Raw genomic sequence first — 15,951 nt, forward strand, 5'->3', positions numbered from 1 at the left:
ACCCGCCGGACGGCCCGCCCGGCGCCCCGGATCGCCCGGGGGAAATCGCGACGGAACGGTGACAGTTTCGGGGATTCCTTCTCCATCTCGGTGTGATTATCTAGCGCCTGCACTGTCGTGTTTTCCGTTCGGGGCCCTCACGATGGTGTAAGCAGCCGTGCGAGGGGAGTAGCCCGCTGTGGATCTGAAGACCGTCGCCAGGGATGTGAAGGCGAAGTTCAGCCCGGAGGCGATACGGGGGGACACCAGGACGCAGGTCATAGGCGGGTCCGCCGTGGGCCTGGTCGTGCTCGCGGTGGTGCTGCTGCTGACGCTGACGACCTGCGGTGGCGCCGGCGGGGGAGTCGTCGACGAGGGAGCGGGCGGCGAGAAGTCGCAGAAATCCCGAGCCGTCGTCGAGATATCACCCAAGAACGGCGCGGACGGCGTCGGAACGCAGGACGCCCTCAAGGTCACCGCGGCCAAGGGCGAACTCGTCAAGGTGGACGTCAAGGACGATCACGGCAAGGCCGTCGAGGGGAAGATCGCCAAGGGGGGCAAGAGCTGGGCCCCGGCGAAGCACCTGACGACGAAGACGAAGTACACGGTCGAGGCCCACGCCAAGGACTCCGAGGGCCGCAAGGCCACCGAGCGGGCCAAGTTCACCACGCTGACCCCCGACAGCACCTTCATAGGCCGCTTCACTCCTGAGGACGGCGACAAGGTGGGCGTCGGAATGCCGGTCTCGATCAACTTCAATCACGCGATCAAGGACCGGGAGGCCGTCGAGAGGGCGATCTCCGTCACCGCGGACCCCGAGGCCGACGTCGAGGGCCACTGGTTCGGGAACAACCGCCTGGACTTCCGCCCCGAGGAATATTGGAAAGCCGGCACGAAGGTCGAACTCGACCTGGATCTCGACGGCGTCGAGGGCTACGACGGTGTCTACGGCGAGCAGGACAAGTCCGTGAACTTCACCATCGGCCGGAGCCAGGTCAGCGTCGTCGACGCCAAGTCGAAGAAGATGAAGGTGACCCGGGACGGCGAGAAGCTCAGGACCATCGACATCAGCTCCGGCAGCCCCGAGAACCCCACGTACAACGGCCGCATGGTGATCAGCGAGCGCCACAAGGTGACGCGGATGGATGGCCGCACTGTGGGCTTCGGGCGCAAGGAGGAGGCCGGCGGGTACGACATCAAGGACGTGCCGCACGCGATGCGCCTGTCCACCTCCGGCACCTTCATCCACGGCAACTACTGGCTCACACAAGGGCAGTTCGGCTCGGTGAACGCGAGCCACGGCTGCGTCGGGCTCTTCGACAAGAAGGGCGGCGACGACAAGTCCACGCCGGGCGCCTGGTTCTTCAAGGAGTCGATGATCGGCGACGTCGTGGAGATCAAGAACTCCAAGGACAAGACCATCCAGCCGGACAACGGCCTCAACGGCTGGAACATGGACTGGGACGAGTGGAAGGCCCCGCAGAAGTAGGTCCGGCTTCCCGGGCAAGCAGGTCCGGGCATTCCGATGGTGCGGCCGGGCACGGGCGCACCATCGGCCTCGCGCGTAACGGCCGTTAACCTTCCCCCATGACTGTGAATCTCGAAGTCGCCGAAGGCGTGGGCACGCTGCGCCTCGACCGTCCCCCGATGAACGCGCTGGACGTCGCCACCCAGGACCGGCTGCGTGAACTCGCCGAGGAGGCCACCGCACGCGACGACGTGCGCGCCGTCGTGATCTACGGCGGCGAGAAGGTCTTCGCCGCGGGAGCGGACATCAAGGAGATGCAGGCCATGGACCATGCGGCCATGGTGAAGCGCTCCAAGGCGCTGCAGGACTCCTTCACAGCGGTCGCCCGCATCCCCAAGCCCGTCGTCGCGGCCGTCACCGGCTACGCGCTCGGCGGGGGGTGCGAGTTGGCGCTCTGCGCGGACATCCGCATCGCGGGGGAGCGCGCCAAGCTCGGACAGCCGGAGATCCTGCTCGGGCTCATCCCGGGAGCGGGCGGGACGCAGCGGCTGGCGCGGCTCGTCGGCCCGGCGAAGGCCAAGGACCTCATCTTCACCGGCCGGCAGGTCAAGGCGCCCGAGGCGCTGGAGATGGGGCTCGTGGACCGCGTCGTGCCGGACGAGGAGGTCTACGAGCAGGCGCGGGCCTGGGCGGCGCAGCTTGCCAAGGGTCCGGCGATCGCGCTGCGTGCCGCGAAGGAGTCCGTCGACGTCGGCCTGGAGACGGACATCGACTCGGGGCTCGCCGTCGAACGCAACTGGTTCGCGGGCCTGTTCGCCACGGAGGACCGGACGACCGGCATGCGCAGCTTCGTCGAGGAGGGCCCGGGGAAGGCCGAGTTCGGCTGAGAGGGCGAGCGGCCGAGGGTGCCGCTTCTTGACCCGGCATCACGCGGAAGCTCTCGTACCGGGGTGGGGTGGCTGGGGGTGGCGCGCAGCGCGGCTCCTGTGCGCCCCACCTTGTGGGGGAACGAGACCGAATCCACCGGTGCGCCGCACTGTTCCCTCCGTGACCAGCGGAGACCGACGGGTTACCGCAGGTCATGCCAGGTCGGGGCCGTTCTTGTTCGCTCGTCCACCACGCGCGCCCAACAGCCCAGCGTGCGGAGGAAGTTGTTCCGGAAATCGGGATCTGGTTGAACGGCCCCACAACCGCCCTGCTCCCGCCATCATGGTTGCCATGGCGGGACAGGGAGAAGTGGCGAACGTGAGCGAGCGGATGCCAGAAGTCCCGGGTGAACCGACGAGCGACAGCCTCTCCGGTGCTGCTCTTGATCTCGTCGGTGACCCGACGATCGATGAGGTACGCCTGCCCAACCGTCCCGAGTCCGCCAGATGCGCCCGCGATCTCGCCCGTACCGTCCTCGAGTCGCACTGGTCGCTGCCGGGCCCCCTCACCGACGACGCCGTCCTGCTCGTCTCCGAACTCGTCGGCAACGCCGTGCGCCACACCGGAGCTCTCGTCTTCGGGCTGCGGATGATGCGCCGCCGCGGCTGGATCCGCGTCGAGGTGCGCGACCCGTCCCGTGGTCTGCCGTGTCTGCTGCCCGTGCAGGACCTCGACACCAGCGGCCGCGGTCTCTTCCTCGTCGACACGCTCTCCGACCGATGGGGAGTCGACCTTCTGCCCCGCGGTAAGACCACTTGGTTCGAGATGCGGATCGCCGGCTGACGGCTCGTCAGTAACGGGCGTGATCGGTGCTACCGTGCGCCGGACAAGGAAGCCGGGCGGCATGACCGCCGCCCGCCGGCGATCACGGGGGAAACATGATCGGCGTGCTGGGTCGTGGACCCCACGGGAAGGCGGTGCTCTGTGCACCGCTGCTGACATTCGCCCTGCTCACAGGGCTCACCGGCTGCACGGGTGCGGACGGAGGCGACGGCAGGGCCGACGCGGCGCCGAGCAGGCCGCCGGACGCCAAGGGCGGTTCATCACCCTCACCGAAGACGAAGGACAAGCCTTCCTCCAGTGCCGGGCCCTCCGCGTCCTCCACCCTGCCGAAGGCCGCAGACGGCACGGACACCAAGGCCTGCGCCGACGGTGACTGCGAGGTCGAACTGTCCAAGGGCGATCAGATCCGTCCCCCGTCCTCCTACGGCGTCGACGCGTTCACCGTCCAGGACATCAAGGACCACGTGGTCACGTGGAAGGCGCTCTTCAGCGGCGGACAGGTCTCCACGTCGGCCCGGGGCGCCCAGAACTCCTCCACGAGCTGCACGAACGGCTCCTGCAGCGGCAAGCTGGGCAGGACCAAGGGCAAGATCGAGATCAACCGGCTCATCATCGAGTTCACGGCGATCGGCGAGGACCGCGCTGTCGCGAGGATCTCGCCCAGGAAGTGACGCGGCCTCACTTGGTGCCGCCGCCGGGCGGGCCGGTCCGTGCGTGCGGGCGGCCCGTCAGGACGGCGGCACCGGTCCCGTCGACTCCCGGACGACCAGCCGCGGGGGCCTGGGCGCGGCCACCGGGCCCGCACCGCTCTCCTCCAGCAGTCCCAGCAACTCGCCTGCGGCCGCCCGTCCGAGCTGCTCGATGTCCTGGTTGACCGTGGTCAGCCGCGGATAGACGAGCTCGCCGAGCGGGAGGTCGTCGTACCCGATCACGGACAGGTCCCGCGGCACGTCGAGGCCCAGCCTGCGCGCGGCGTTGATGCCGGCGACGGCCATGGTGTCGTTGCCGAAGAGGATCGCGGTGGGCCTCTCGTCGGCCGGTTCCGCCATGCGTCCCACGGCGGCGGTGGCGTCCTGCGCGGTGAACTCGCCCACGACGACGTGGCTCGGGCGCAGCCCGTGCTCGGAGAGGCAGGACTCGACGACCTTACGGCGGAACGTCGTGTGCACCTTGTCCTCGGGGCCCGAGACGTAGGCGATGCGCCGGTGCCCCAGCTCCACCAGGTGCCCGATCGCCTCGCGCAGCCCCGCGTCCTGCCCGGCCGCCTGCACGTGGGGGATCGGGTCCTCCTGCCAGGGCCGCCCCACCAGCACCGCCGGCAACCTGAGCCGGCGCACCAGATCGAAGCGCGGGTCCCCGATGCGGCTCTCGGTGAGGATCACCCCGTCCACGCGCCGCTCCTCGGCGAGCCTGCGGTACGCCCGCACCTCCGCCTCGGGCTCCTCGCCCACGATGTGCAGCAGAAGTCCGTAGTCCAGCGGGGCGAGTTCGCTCTCGACGCCGGAGATGAGCAGCGCGAAGTGCGGGTCGGCCGTCAGCAGGTCGGCCCCCCGGCCCACGACCATGCCCAGCGCTCGCGTGCGGGCGCCGCGCAGCGCCACGGCGGCGGCGGACGGCGACCACTGGAGCTTGTCGGCGGCGGCGAGCACGCGCTGGCGCGTGGGCTCGGAGATGCCGCCCTTGCCGTTGATCACTTTCGAGACGGCTGCGACGGAGACCCCCGCGACGGCGGCCACATCCGTGATGGTCGCCTTTCCGGAGCTCTTCCTCCCCCGGGCCGTACCGGCCATCCCGTCTCCTCGAACCCCGTGACCTGTCATCAGATCTTGACCGCGCTGCCGATCATGGCGCCTTCCATGCGGCGCTGGAGGAACGCGTAGGCGACGTAGACGGGCAGAAGGGTCACCACCGTACCAGCAGCGAGAATGCCGAAATCCGTCTCCAGCGGGGAGCGCAGCGTGGGCACGGCGACCTGGATGGTGCGCTGCGCCTGGTCGGGGCCGATGAGGACGAGCGAGTACAGGTACTCGTTCCAGTACGTCAGGAAACTGAGGATCCCGACCGTGGCGACCCCCGGTACCACCATGGGCAGATAGACGCGGACGAGGATGGTCAGGCTGCCCGCGCCGTCCATCCGCGCCGCCTCCTCCACCTCCTGCGGCACGGTTCGCATGAACTGCGTCAGCAGGACGACCGCGAGCGGCAGCGACGTCGCCGGCAGGAAGAGGATCACGAACGTACGGGTGTGGAAGAGGTCCAGCTGCGCGGCGAGCAGGAATGTGGGCACCAGCGCCGCGAAGGTCGGGATGAGGAAGCCGAGCGAGAAAGCACGCTCGATGACGGCCGCCGCCCTGCCTCCGGCGCGTGCGAGCGCGTACGAGGCCGGCAGCGCGAGCAGCAGGACGACCGCCAGCGAAGAGACCGTGACGATCAGGGAGTTGAGGATCGCCAGGTCCAGGCGCGCGTCGCTGACGGCCGAGGCGAACTTCCCGAAGGAGAGTGAAGTGGGCGGGCTCAGCGGCGAGGCGAAGATCTGCGCATTCGTCTTGAACGACGAGACCAGCAGGTAGTACAGCGGCAGCAGGAGCATCAACGCATAGAGCCAGGCGCACAGTTGGGCGGCGGTCCGGCCGGTGCGGCGCGCCGGTACCTGGGCGGAGGAGCTGCGGGCGGCTGTCGAAGTCATGGCAAGTCCCGTGGGGCCGTTTGAGATCGAGGTGTCGGGATGGAGGCTGAACGGAGGCAGGAGGGGCTCAGTACGACTGCCGGAAGACCCTCCTGATGACGAGCATGCCGATCAGCCCGAAGACGAAGAGCAGCACACCGGCGGCCTGGCTGTAGCCGAGGTCGGACTGGAGGAACGCCTTCTGGTAGACGAGGAAGGAGAGGTTCGTCGACGCGTTCCCCGGCCCGCCCTGGGTCAGCAGCAGCACGTTCTGGGCGGAGGTGAAGAGCGTCCAGAGGAACTGGAGCATGACGGTCACGCCGACGTAGTCCTTGACCATGGGGAAGGCGATCCCCCACATGCGGCGCCAGTGTCCGGCGCCGTCCAACTCGGCGGCCTCGTACACCGATTCCGGTACGGCCGAGAGGCGCGCGGCGTACAGCGTCGCCGTGTACCCGATGCCGGCCCATACGTCGATGGCGATGATGCAGCCGAACGCGGTCGAGGTGTCCGCGAGCCAGGTGTGCGTGAGCCCGTCGAGACCCACGCCGGAGAGCACATGGTTGATCATGCCCCGGGGAGCGAAGAGCCCGTAGAAGATCATGGCCTTGGCGGAGGCCGAGATGAGGGCCGGGGTGAAGACGATGACGCGCAGCACCTGGTAGCCGCGTGGCCGCGTCGAGATGTGGTAGCCGAGCATGAACGCCCCGACGATCATCACCGGTACGGCGACGGCGAGTTGGACGACGCTGTTGTTCACGGCGGACCAGAAGAGGCTGTCGGAGAGCACCGCCCTGTAGTTGTCCAGGCCGGCGAATCCGACACGGGCGAGCATGCCGGGCCACCGCAGCATCGAGATGACGAAGATCGCCCCGATCGGGCCGATCATGAACACCGCGTACCAGAGCAGTGCGGGCACGGCCATCACGGTGGTGCGCGGGGAGCGCCCGGCCCGGCGGGTGCGCGAGGAGGACGGGGCGGACGCGGGTGCCGGGGCCGGGGCGCCGGGAATCGTGGCTGCAGTCATGACTCGTCACCCCTCAGCTTCGGTACGCGACATCGAGGGCGCGGCAGATCCTCTGCGGACTCGCGCCGGGGGAGAAGGCGATGGAGGTCGCTCGGTTCAGCGGGGCGGAGGCCGCGGCCGGCACCAGGCTGTCGGGCATCACCACGCGCTCCACGTCGTCGCTGAAGGAGACCCGCGTGGACTTGGTGACGAGCGGGAACTTGGCCGAACCCCGCTGGCCGCGCAGACCCATGGCGTACCCGCTGTCGTCGACGAATCGCTGCACGGAGTCCTTGCGGTAGAAGAACTTCACAAACTTCTCGACCATGCCGATCTTCTTCCGTCCGTTGGGGGTGATCCAGATGCCGGTCGAGGTGGCGCCGGTGTAGACGGACGGTTTGCCGTACTCGCCGTCGGACGGCATGGGGAAGCCCCCGACCTCGGTGCGGCCCGCGACGCCCTTCGGCACGGCGGCGATGGTGGAGGTCAGCGCGGACATCATCGCGGCGCGCTCGCTGAAGTACTCGGCGTTCATCTCGTCGGCGGTGAAGCCCTGGGCGCCCTTGCCGAACAGCCCGGTGTCACGGAGTTGCGCGAAGAGCTTCAGCCCCCGCATGGCCTGCGGTTCCTTGCAGAAGCCGGCCTCGGCGAACACCCGCCTGGTGACGGACGGTTCCATGTAGCCCTGCACGATCTGCATGAGCAGCTTCTGTCCGGACCAGTCGTTCCCGCCGATGGCCATGGGCGTGATGCCCTTCGCGCGCAGCGCCTTCACGGCCGAGCGCAGCGCGGGCAGCGTCTGAGGCATCTCGTCGATGCCGGCGCGGGCGAGCAGCTTCGAGTTGAACAGGACGGGCCATGTGAAGCCGGACCAGGGGAAGCCACGCACCCGACCCTTGCTGTCCGTCCACGCCTTGAGCGCTCCGGGCTGGACCCGCTCCTTCAGGTGCCACTCCTTCATGTACTTGTTCACGGGGAGCGTGGCGCCGAGTTCGGTCCAGGAGAAGGACTTGTCGTAGAGGTTCACGAGCATGACGTCGGCTTCCTTGTCCGCCAGCCGCGCCGTCTCGAAGACGTTGAAGATGTCGTCCGCGCTGTAGACGTTCTTGACCTCGGTCCCCGGGTTCTCGCGCTCGAACTCCCTTATGGCGGCGGCGTAGACGGCCGCGCCGGAGGTTCCGGGGGCGAATCTGCTGTGGACGACGAGGGTGTTCGGGTCGTCCGTCTTCGGGTCGAGCGGTCCTCCGCAGCCCGACAGCAGTCCTGAAAGCAGTGCCATGACGGCTGCGCCCGCGCACGCCGCCCACCGGATGCTCATCGGCTCTCCCCTTCTGGTTCGGGTAACCGTCCGTCTCGTGTTAAACGTTCTACGAGAGATGGCAGCGGACCGTAGCAGCGACCAAGAAGGCATAACAATGGGTCGACATGGAAGAAGTTAAACGATATACCGGGGAGGGTCTTGGGAGACGGCCGCGCAGGGCCGCGACAGTACGAGGAAGGGCAGGGCATGCAGCGCAACTCCGCGAAACTCGCCACCCCCGAGGGCGACCCGCTGCTGTGGGTCGGCGTCAACTACTGGTCCCGCACCGGCGGTCCGCTCATGTGGCGGAACTACGACGCCGCAGTGGTCGACGAGGAGCTGCGCACCATGCGCGACCACGGCATCACGATCACGCGCAGCTTCCTGTACTGGCCGGACTTCATGCCCGAGGAGAACACCCTCGATCCGGTGATGCTGGAGCGCTACGACGACTTCCTGGAGCGTCACGCCGCGCTCGGCATGCACACCATCCCTACATTCCTCGTCGGGCACATGTCCGGGCAGAACTGGGACCCGGCCTGGCGTGGCGGCCGCGACGTCTTCGGTGACGCCTCCTTCGTCGCCCAGCAGGAGTGGTACGTGCGGGAGACGACCGCGCGCTGGAAGGACCACCCCGCCATCGCGGGCTGGCTGCTGACCAACGAGGTTCCCATCTACGCGGACTGGCCCTCGCGCGGCATCGGCACCCTCGACTCCGACGAGGTCACCGCCTGGGCCAAGACCCTTACCGGCGCGGTCCGTTCGGCCGGCGCCACCCAGCCCGTCTCCATCGGCGACGGAGCCTGGGGCGTGGAGACCTCCGGCGCGGACAACGGCTTCCGCATCCGCGACCTCGCGGAGCTCGTCGACTTCCACGGCCCGCACGTCTACCGCATGGAGACCGACGTCGTGCGCCAGCACCTGGGCGCCGCCTTCGTCTGCGAACTGCTCGACATCGGCGGAAAGCCCGTGATCATGGAGGAGTTCGGGCTGACGTCCGACTTCGTCTCCGAGGAGAACGCGGCCCACTACTACCGGCAGGTCCTCCACAGCACCCTGCTCGCAGGGGCCACTGGCTGGATGCCCTGGAACAACACGGACTACGACGCGCTGGAGAGCCAGGAGCCCTACAGCCACCACCCGTTCGAGATGCACTTCGGCATCACCGACTGCGAGGGGCGTCCCAAGGAGCAGCTGCGCGAGGTCAAGCGCTTCACCGACGTGCTGCGGCGCACCGACGCCGCCCGGCTGAGCCGCCCCGACGCCCGGGTCGCGCTCGTCGTCTCCTCCTTCCTGGAGAAGATGTATCCCTTCACCCAGCCGGACGACCGCACCAGCGTCCTCACCAACACCCGCCAGGCATACGTCGCGGCCCGCGAGGCCGACCTGGGCGTCGGCGTCGCGAGGGAGGCCGACGGACTTCCCGGCGACTGCGCGCTGTACCTGCTGCCCTCGGCCAAGCAGCTCACGGCGCCCGGTTGGTCCCGGCTGCGGGCGCTCGCGGAGGGCGGAGCCACCGTCTACGCCTCGTACTTCCTCGGCGAGCACATGAACCAGCGCGGCACGTGGTGGCCGAAGCTCGACGAGACCTTCGGAGTGCGCAAGAAGCTGCGCTACGGGGTCGCCGACCCCATCGAGGACGACGAGCTGCACATGGTCTTCCAACGCGACTTCGGCGGTATCAACGCAGGCGAGGAGCTGGTCTTCCCCGTCGCGGGCACGGCGAACTCGCGCTCATACTTGCCCGTCGAACCGGACGGCGCCGAGGTCCTCGCGACCGACTCCCACGGCCGTCCCGCACTGCTGCGCCGCCGCACCGGTACGGGCGCACTCGTCCTGTGCACCTATCCCGTCGAGCACATGGCCGCCGTCTCACCGGGCGTCAATCCGGAGCCGACCTGGCGGCTGTACGCGGCGCTCGCCGCCGAGGCGGGTGCCACCCCGGAGGTGTCGGTGGCCGACCCGCGGGTCATGACCGGACGGATGGAACACGAGGACGGGCGGAGCTTCGTGTGGTTCATCAGCCAGCACGACGAACCGCTCACGGCGGAGCCGGTCCTCACGGGCGGCGGGGCGCTGAAGGACCTCGACGGGGCCGGGATCGACGCCGTCGAGCTGCCCCCGTACGGCGTGATCGTCGCCGAGATGACACCGTGAGCACCACAGGCACGTGATCAGGAGAGGAACACGCCGGATGAGGATCGAGTCCGCCGACACAGTTGTCACCAGCCCCGGGCGCAACTTCGTCACCCTGCGGCTGGTGACGGCCGACGGCATCACCGGTCTGGGCGACGCCACGCTCAACGGCCGTGAGCTGGCCGTCGCCTCGTACCTGAGCGACCACGTGGCGCCGCTGCTCATCGGCCGCGACGCGCGCAACATCGAAGACACCTGGCAGTACCTCTACCGCGGTGCCTACTGGCGGCGCGGCCCGGTCACGATGGCCGCGATCGCCGCTGTCGACACGGCCCTGTGGGACATCAAGGCGAAGGCGGCGGGCATGCCGCTGTACCAGCTGCTGGGCGGCGCGAGCCGCCGCGGCGCCCTCGCCTACGGGCACGCCTCGGGGCGGGACATCCCCGAACTCCTCGACTCCGTACGCGCGCACGTCGACGACGGCTACCGGGCCATCCGCGTGCAGACCGGCATCCCCGGCCTCGGCTCCGTCTACGGTGTGGCCGCCTCCGGCGCGGGGTCGGGCGACCGCTACGACTACGAGCCGGCCCGCCGCACCGCCGGCGGCCCGTCCCTGCCGGTGGAGGAGACCTGGGACACGCGGGCCTATCTGCGTCATGTGCCGCGCGTCTTCGAGGCGGTACGCGAGGAGTTCGGGCCCGAGCTGCCGCTCCTGCACGACGGGCACCACAGGATGACGCCCATCCAGGCGGCGAAGCTCGGCAAGTCCCTTGAGCCCTACGACCTGTTCTGGCTCGAGGACGCGACACCTGGCGAGGACCAGGCCGCCCTGCGGCTGATCCGGCAGCACACCACCACGCCGCTCGCGATCGGCGAGGTCTTCAACTCGGTGCACGACTACACGACTCTGCTCAGCGAGCGGCTGATCGACTACGTGCGCTCCGCGATCACCCACACCGGCGGTGTCACCGCGATGAAGAAGCTGCTCGACCTCGCCGCCGTCTACGGTATCCGCTCCGGGATGCACGGGCCGACCGACATCTCCCCGGTGGGCATGGCCGCGGCGCTCCATGTCGACCTGGCCGTGCACAACTTCGGCATCCAGGAGTACATGCGGCACTCGGCCGACACCCTGGAGGTCTTCCGCACCTCGTACACCTTCGAGGAGGGGCTGCTGCATCCGTCCGAGAACCCCGGGCTGGGCGTCGAGCTCGACACGGACGCGGCGGCCCGCTTCCCGTACGAGCCCGCCTATCTGCCCGTGAACCGGCTCACCGACGGGACCGTCCACGACTGGTGAGCCGCGCGGCGGCCCGCCGGTGGAGCGGCGGGCGTACGGGCCGGGTGCAAGCGGCCGGTGCCGGGGGAGGGCGCGGGCCGGTCAGCGCTTCTCGTACCGGGCGCCGACCTTGCGGGCCTCGCGCTGCGACTTTCGCAGAGCCGCGGTCACGGACTGCTTCCCCTCGATCGCGGCGCTCAACTCCCGGGAGACATGGTCACCGAGGCCGGTGAACTCCGGGACACCGACGAACTGGATACCGAGGGTGGGCCGCTTCTGCACGCCCGGCCTGCGCGGATCGGCCTCGCGGATCGCCTTCTCGGTCGCGTCGCCGAAGCCGGCCGCGGCCCTCTTGTACTGAGGGCGGTCGAACGTCGACTCGCGCTTACCGGCGGGCACGTTCTCCCAGCCGATCTCGCGGCCGACGAGGCTCTCGTACTCCTTGCTCGACGCCCAGGACATGAACTCCCATGCCGAACGGGGCTGTTCGGTGGACTTCTGCATGCCCCACGCCCAGGTGTAGAGCCATCCCGAGGACCCGGTCTCCTCGGTCGGCGCGGGCGCGTAGCCGATCTTGCCCTTGACGGGTGATCCGTCGGCCTCCAGCGGGCCGGCGCCGGCCGTCGCGTCGTACCACATTGCGGACTTGCCGTGCTTCATGTTGCGCAGGCAGCCGGCGTAGCCGGACTTCGTGGGGTTCTCCTGGCCGTGTTGGCGTACGAGGCCGACGTAGAACCGCGCCGCTTCCGCGAAGCCGGGGTCGGTAAGCCTGGCGTTCCAGTCCCTGTCGAACCATGTGCCGCCGAAGGTGTTCACCACCGTCGTCAGGGGAGCTGTCATCTCGCCCCAGCCCGGCAGGCCGCGCAGGCAGATGCCGCTCATGCCCTTCTCAGGGCGGTCGGCACGCTCGGCCAGCGCGGCGATCTGGCTCCAGGTGGGCTTCTCGGGCATCTCCAGCCCGAGCGTGCGGAAGACGTCCTTGCGGTACATCAGGAACGAGGACTCCCCGTAGAAGGGCTCCGCGTAGACCTTGCCGTCCGATCCGCTCAGGGAGAGCTGTATGGGCAGCATGATGTCGCTCTGGCCGAAGGAACGGTCCTTGGTGATGAAGGAGTCCAGGGGTCTGAGCCAGCCGCGGCGTGCGAAGTCACGCGTCTCGAAATTGCTGATGGTCGCGACGTCGTAGCGGCCGGACCGGAGGGCGAAGTCGGAGTGGACCTCCTTGCGGACCTCGTTCTCCGGCAGCGTGGTGAAGTGGACGTCGATGCCCGTCCTCTTCGTGAAGTGCTGGGCGGTGAGCTTCTTCAGCTCCAGCATCTGCGGGTTGTCCACCATCAGGACTTCTAAGGACTTCTTCTCCGGCCGCTCCTGGTCCTGCGAGCTGCATGCCGTGAGCAGGCTCGCCGTGACGGCTGCCGCGGCGACGATCCTTACCGTCCTTCCTCTGCATCCGGGTGTGAACCGGGACTTGAACACGGGGCTCTCCTCGTCGTGGTCCTGGCGCGACCCTGCGAGGGGTGTCCGACGGCACCCGGGAGTTCCGAGGCACCCGGACGCAGCGAGACGCCGATCATGCGGAGAGTTCTACATGCCCGTGATGGTCGGGAAACAGTCCGAATGGTCGCCAATCCTGCCTGCTTCTGCCCGAGTTGAGGACGGAGTCGACTCTGCTGACCAGCAGGAAGAGAGCGGCACTCCTTCACCGGGCGCCCGTTTTCCCCTCTCGGAGCGCCCGTTCCGCTTCCGCAGGTAGGACTCTGGCCTAGTCCAAGTCCCGCCGCTACGCGGGTAGTTGAGGAAAAAGGGCGCGGCGGAAGACCGTTCACAGGTCTTCCGTCACGCCCTCGCGATTCCGCCACCGGAGGCGGGAGCCGGGGCCGGAAGTGCCCCGGCGCGCGCCGTGCGCGGGTTCAGCCCACCGTCGTCGTGTCGGCGACACCGTCCGGGGTCCGGCTTGCCGGAACAACGGCCTCGCGGTGGGACGCGGTCGTCCTGGGACGCCTCGCGTGGTAGACGAGCGCCGGCGGCAGATTGCGCCACACCGTGCGGCCCGGCACCACCTCTTCGAAGGTGGCGTGCAGCAGCTCCCTGAAGCGCAGAGCCGAGGACAGCCGCAGGGCATGGACATAGCCGAACGTGGTGAACGCTCCGTCCGGCGCGAGCACATGGCTCACGGCGGAGAGGATCTCGCGCTGCACGTCGTTGGAGAAGGACGCCCAGGGAAGGCCGCTGACGACCACGTCAGCCTTCTCCAGGCCGCGTTCGGTGAGCAGCTGCGGCAGCGCGGAGGCGTCGGCGTGGAGCACCTCCACCTTGCGGCAGCGCCATCGCAGCTGGTCGGCCAGCCGCGGATTCGCCTCGATGGCGAGCTGGCGTCCGCGACCGCTCAGCTGCTCCTCGATGATGCTGGTGACCACCCCTGTTCCGGGGCCCAGTTCGACCACGACCGGGTCGCCGAGCTCGGGTACGGGTGCGGTCACTGCCGCGGCGAGTTTGGGGGAGCTGGGGGCCACCGCGCCGATGTCGGCGGGCGATCGCAGGAACTCGCGCAGCATCGTGCCGGTCTCGCTCGTCAACGCTCTTTGCCTCTCGGGGACGTCAAGGGCTCGAGACCGGCCAGGTGAGCAGCGCCTTCGGTGGCTGACATGAGGGGCTGCGGCGGGGAACGGACGACCTCGCGTGGACAACCGTACCCATGGATCCGCAGATCACGGCCATACCGGGGGAGCTAATGGTCGGTAACCCGTCTGACCTGTGGATTCGTGCTCAGAACCCTGGGGTGCCGTATATGGAGCATCTCCCCGAAACGGCCGGGCGGCCGCTGATGCCGCAGTCGTGGGCGGAGTGGAAGGAAAGTGGAGGAAGCAGGCGATTAGGGGTGTGATTCCAGCCACAGCCCGGATGAGGGGCAACGGGCCCGGTCCTCCCGTCGCGGCGGTGCGGGCCGACCGCGGGGGTCAGCACTCGATGACGTTGACCGCGAGTCCGCCCCGGGCCGTCTCCTTGTACTTGACCTTCATGTCGGCGCCGGTGTCCTTCATCGTCTTGATCGCCTTGTCGAGCGAGACGTGGTGCCGGCCGTCGCCGCGCAGCGCCATGCGGGCGGCGGTGACGGCCTTCACGGCGGCCATGCCGTTGCGCTCGATGCAGGGGATCTGGACGAGCCCGCCGATCGGGTCGCAGGTCAGCCCGAGGTTGTGCTCGATGCCGATCTCCGCGGCGTTCTCCACCTTCTCCGGACCGCCGCCCAGCACCTCGGCCAGGCCGCCCGCCGCCATGGAGCAGGCCGAGCCGACCTCGCCCTGGCAGCCGACCTCGGCGCCGGAGATCGAGGCGTTCTCCTTGAAGAGCAGCCCGACGGCGCCTGCCGCGAGGAGGAAGCGGACGATGCCGTCCTCGTCGGCGCCCGGCACGAACTCGGTGTAGTAGTGCAGGACGGCCGGGATGATGCCCGCCGCTCCGTTGGTGGGAGCCGTGACCACGCGTCCGCCGGCGGCGTTCTCCTCGTTCACCGCCATCGCGTAGAGCGTCAGCCACTCGGTCGCGTGCGTCTCGCGGCTGCCCTCCGCCCGCAGCTGGCGAGCGGCCGTCGCCGCCCTGCGGCGCACCTTCAGGCCGCCCGGCAGGATGCCCTCGCGGCTCAGTCCGCGGGCGACGCAGGCCCGCATGACCTCCCAGATCTCCAGCAGACCGGTACGGATCTCCTCCTCCGTGCGCCAGGCCTTCTCGTTCTGGAGCATCAGCTCCGAGACGGACAGACCCGTCTCCCGCGTGAGCCGCAGCAGCTCGTCGCCGGTGCGGAAGGAGTGCTTCAGTTCGGTGTCGTCGAGCTTGATGCGGCCCGAGCCGGCGGCGTCCTCGTCGACGACGAATCCGCCGCCCACCGAGTAGTAGGTCTTCTCCAGAAGCGTGGCGCCGGAGGCGTCGTACGCGAAGAGCGTCATCCCGTTCGCGTGGTACGGGAGCGAGCGGCGGCGGTGCAGGATCAGCTGGGACTGCTCGTCGAAGGCGATCTCGTGGGCGTCCCCTATCTCCGTGGCCAGCAGCCGCAGCCGCTTCGAGGCCCTGATCCGCTCGACCTCGTCCTCGGCGCCCTCGACGTCGACGGTGCGCGGTGACTCGCCCTGCAGCCCGAGCAGCACGGCCTTCGCGGTTCCGTGCCCGTGCCCGGTCGCGCCGAGCGACCCGTACAGCTCGGCTTTCACGGACGCCGTATGGGCGAGCACGCCCTCGTTCTTCAGCCGCACGGCGAACATGCGGGCCGCGCGCATCGGGCCGACCGTGTGGGAGCTGGACGGGCCGATGCCGATCGAGAAGAGGTCGAAGACGGAGACCGCCATGGCGGGCGCCTCCTTTCCGTGCGGGGCCCGTGCTGTGGCCGGATGACCGGTGCCGCGGCGCGGTCCGC

13 protein-coding genes are annotated in these 15,951 nt (G+C 69.1%); 6 read left to right on the plus strand and 7 right to left on the minus strand.

Features of this window, described 5'->3' with window-relative positions:
• Window positions 1-178 precede the first annotated feature (178 nt).
• The 4 genes from I004_RS0109370 to I004_RS37490 all read left to right on the plus strand — a co-directional run bounded on the left by I004_RS0109370 (window position 179) and on the right by I004_RS37490 (window position 3,828).
• Entirely contained in the window at window positions 179-1,468 is a 1,290-nt protein-coding gene (locus I004_RS0109370; RefSeq protein ID WP_028435265.1) for an Ig-like domain-containing protein, read from the plus strand.
• A gap of 98 nt (window positions 1,469-1,566) precedes the next feature.
• Window positions 1,567-2,334: an enoyl-CoA hydratase-related protein gene (locus tag I004_RS0109375; protein ID WP_028435266.1), complete on the plus strand. Its 768-nt coding sequence runs from the start codon at window positions 1,567-1,569 to the stop codon at window positions 2,332-2,334.
• 370 nt (window positions 2,335-2,704) lie between these two features.
• Window positions 2,705-3,157, plus strand: a complete 453-nt coding sequence (locus I004_RS0109380; protein WP_037975692.1) for an ATP-binding protein — start codon at window positions 2,705-2,707, stop codon at window positions 3,155-3,157.
• Between the two features lie 95 nt (window positions 3,158-3,252).
• Window positions 3,253-3,828: a hypothetical protein gene (locus I004_RS37490; protein ID WP_051344879.1), complete on the plus strand. Its 576-nt coding sequence runs from the start codon at window positions 3,253-3,255 to the stop codon at window positions 3,826-3,828.
• 57 nt (window positions 3,829-3,885) lie between these two features.
• Here the strand turns inward: I004_RS37490 and I004_RS0109390 are convergent, their stop codons facing one another.
• From I004_RS0109390 to I004_RS0109405, 4 genes are all read right to left on the minus strand, one after another.
• Window positions 3,886-4,947, minus strand: a complete 1,062-nt coding sequence (locus I004_RS0109390) for a LacI family DNA-binding transcriptional regulator (RefSeq protein WP_028435268.1) — start codon at window positions 4,945-4,947, stop codon at window positions 3,886-3,888.
• A 29-nt stretch (window positions 4,948-4,976) separates the two neighbouring features.
• On the minus strand, window positions 4,977-5,747 hold the full coding sequence (locus tag I004_RS0109395; protein WP_051344913.1) for a carbohydrate ABC transporter permease: 771 nt from the start codon (window positions 5,745-5,747) through the stop codon (window positions 4,977-4,979).
• 163 nt (window positions 5,748-5,910) lie between these two features.
• On the minus strand, window positions 5,911-6,849 hold the full coding sequence (locus I004_RS0109400) for a carbohydrate ABC transporter permease (RefSeq protein ID WP_028435270.1): 939 nt from the start codon (window positions 6,847-6,849) through the stop codon (window positions 5,911-5,913).
• A 13-nt stretch (window positions 6,850-6,862) separates the two neighbouring features.
• Window positions 6,863-8,146, minus strand: a complete 1,284-nt coding sequence (locus tag I004_RS0109405) for an extracellular solute-binding protein (protein ID WP_028435271.1) — start codon at window positions 8,144-8,146, stop codon at window positions 6,863-6,865.
• Between the two features lie 189 nt (window positions 8,147-8,335).
• Here I004_RS0109405 and I004_RS0109410 point away from each other — a divergent pair, with 189 nt between their 5' ends.
• Window positions 8,336-10,285, plus strand: a complete 1,950-nt coding sequence (locus I004_RS0109410; protein WP_028435272.1) for a cellulase family glycosylhydrolase — start codon at window positions 8,336-8,338, stop codon at window positions 10,283-10,285.
• A gap of 37 nt (window positions 10,286-10,322) precedes the next feature.
• On the plus strand, window positions 10,323-11,564 hold the full coding sequence (gene manD / locus I004_RS0109415; protein ID WP_028435273.1) for a D-mannonate dehydratase ManD: 1,242 nt from the start codon (window positions 10,323-10,325) through the stop codon (window positions 11,562-11,564).
• 81 nt (window positions 11,565-11,645) lie between these two features.
• Here the strand turns inward: manD and I004_RS0109420 are convergent, their stop codons facing one another.
• From I004_RS0109420 to I004_RS0109430, 3 genes are all read right to left on the minus strand, one after another.
• The gene (locus I004_RS0109420; RefSeq protein ID WP_028435274.1) at window positions 11,646-13,019 is read right to left on the minus strand and encodes an ABC transporter substrate-binding protein; all 1,374 of its coding nucleotides are present in this window, start codon (window positions 13,017-13,019) and stop codon (window positions 11,646-11,648) included.
• A 434-nt stretch (window positions 13,020-13,453) separates the two neighbouring features.
• Window positions 13,454-14,119 carry a class I SAM-dependent methyltransferase gene (locus I004_RS33130; protein WP_486579879.1) on the minus strand — a complete coding sequence of 222 codons (666 nt, stop codon included), beginning with the start codon at window positions 14,117-14,119 and terminating at the stop codon, window positions 13,454-13,456.
• Window positions 14,120-14,500: 381 nt separating this feature from the next.
• Window positions 14,501-15,883 carry an L-serine ammonia-lyase gene (locus tag I004_RS0109430; protein ID WP_028435275.1) on the minus strand — a complete coding sequence of 461 codons (1,383 nt, stop codon included), beginning with the start codon at window positions 15,881-15,883 and terminating at the stop codon, window positions 14,501-14,503.
• Window positions 15,884-15,951 lie beyond the last annotated feature (68 nt).

The sequence above is a fragment of the Streptomyces sp. TAA486 genome (assembly GCF_000426165.1).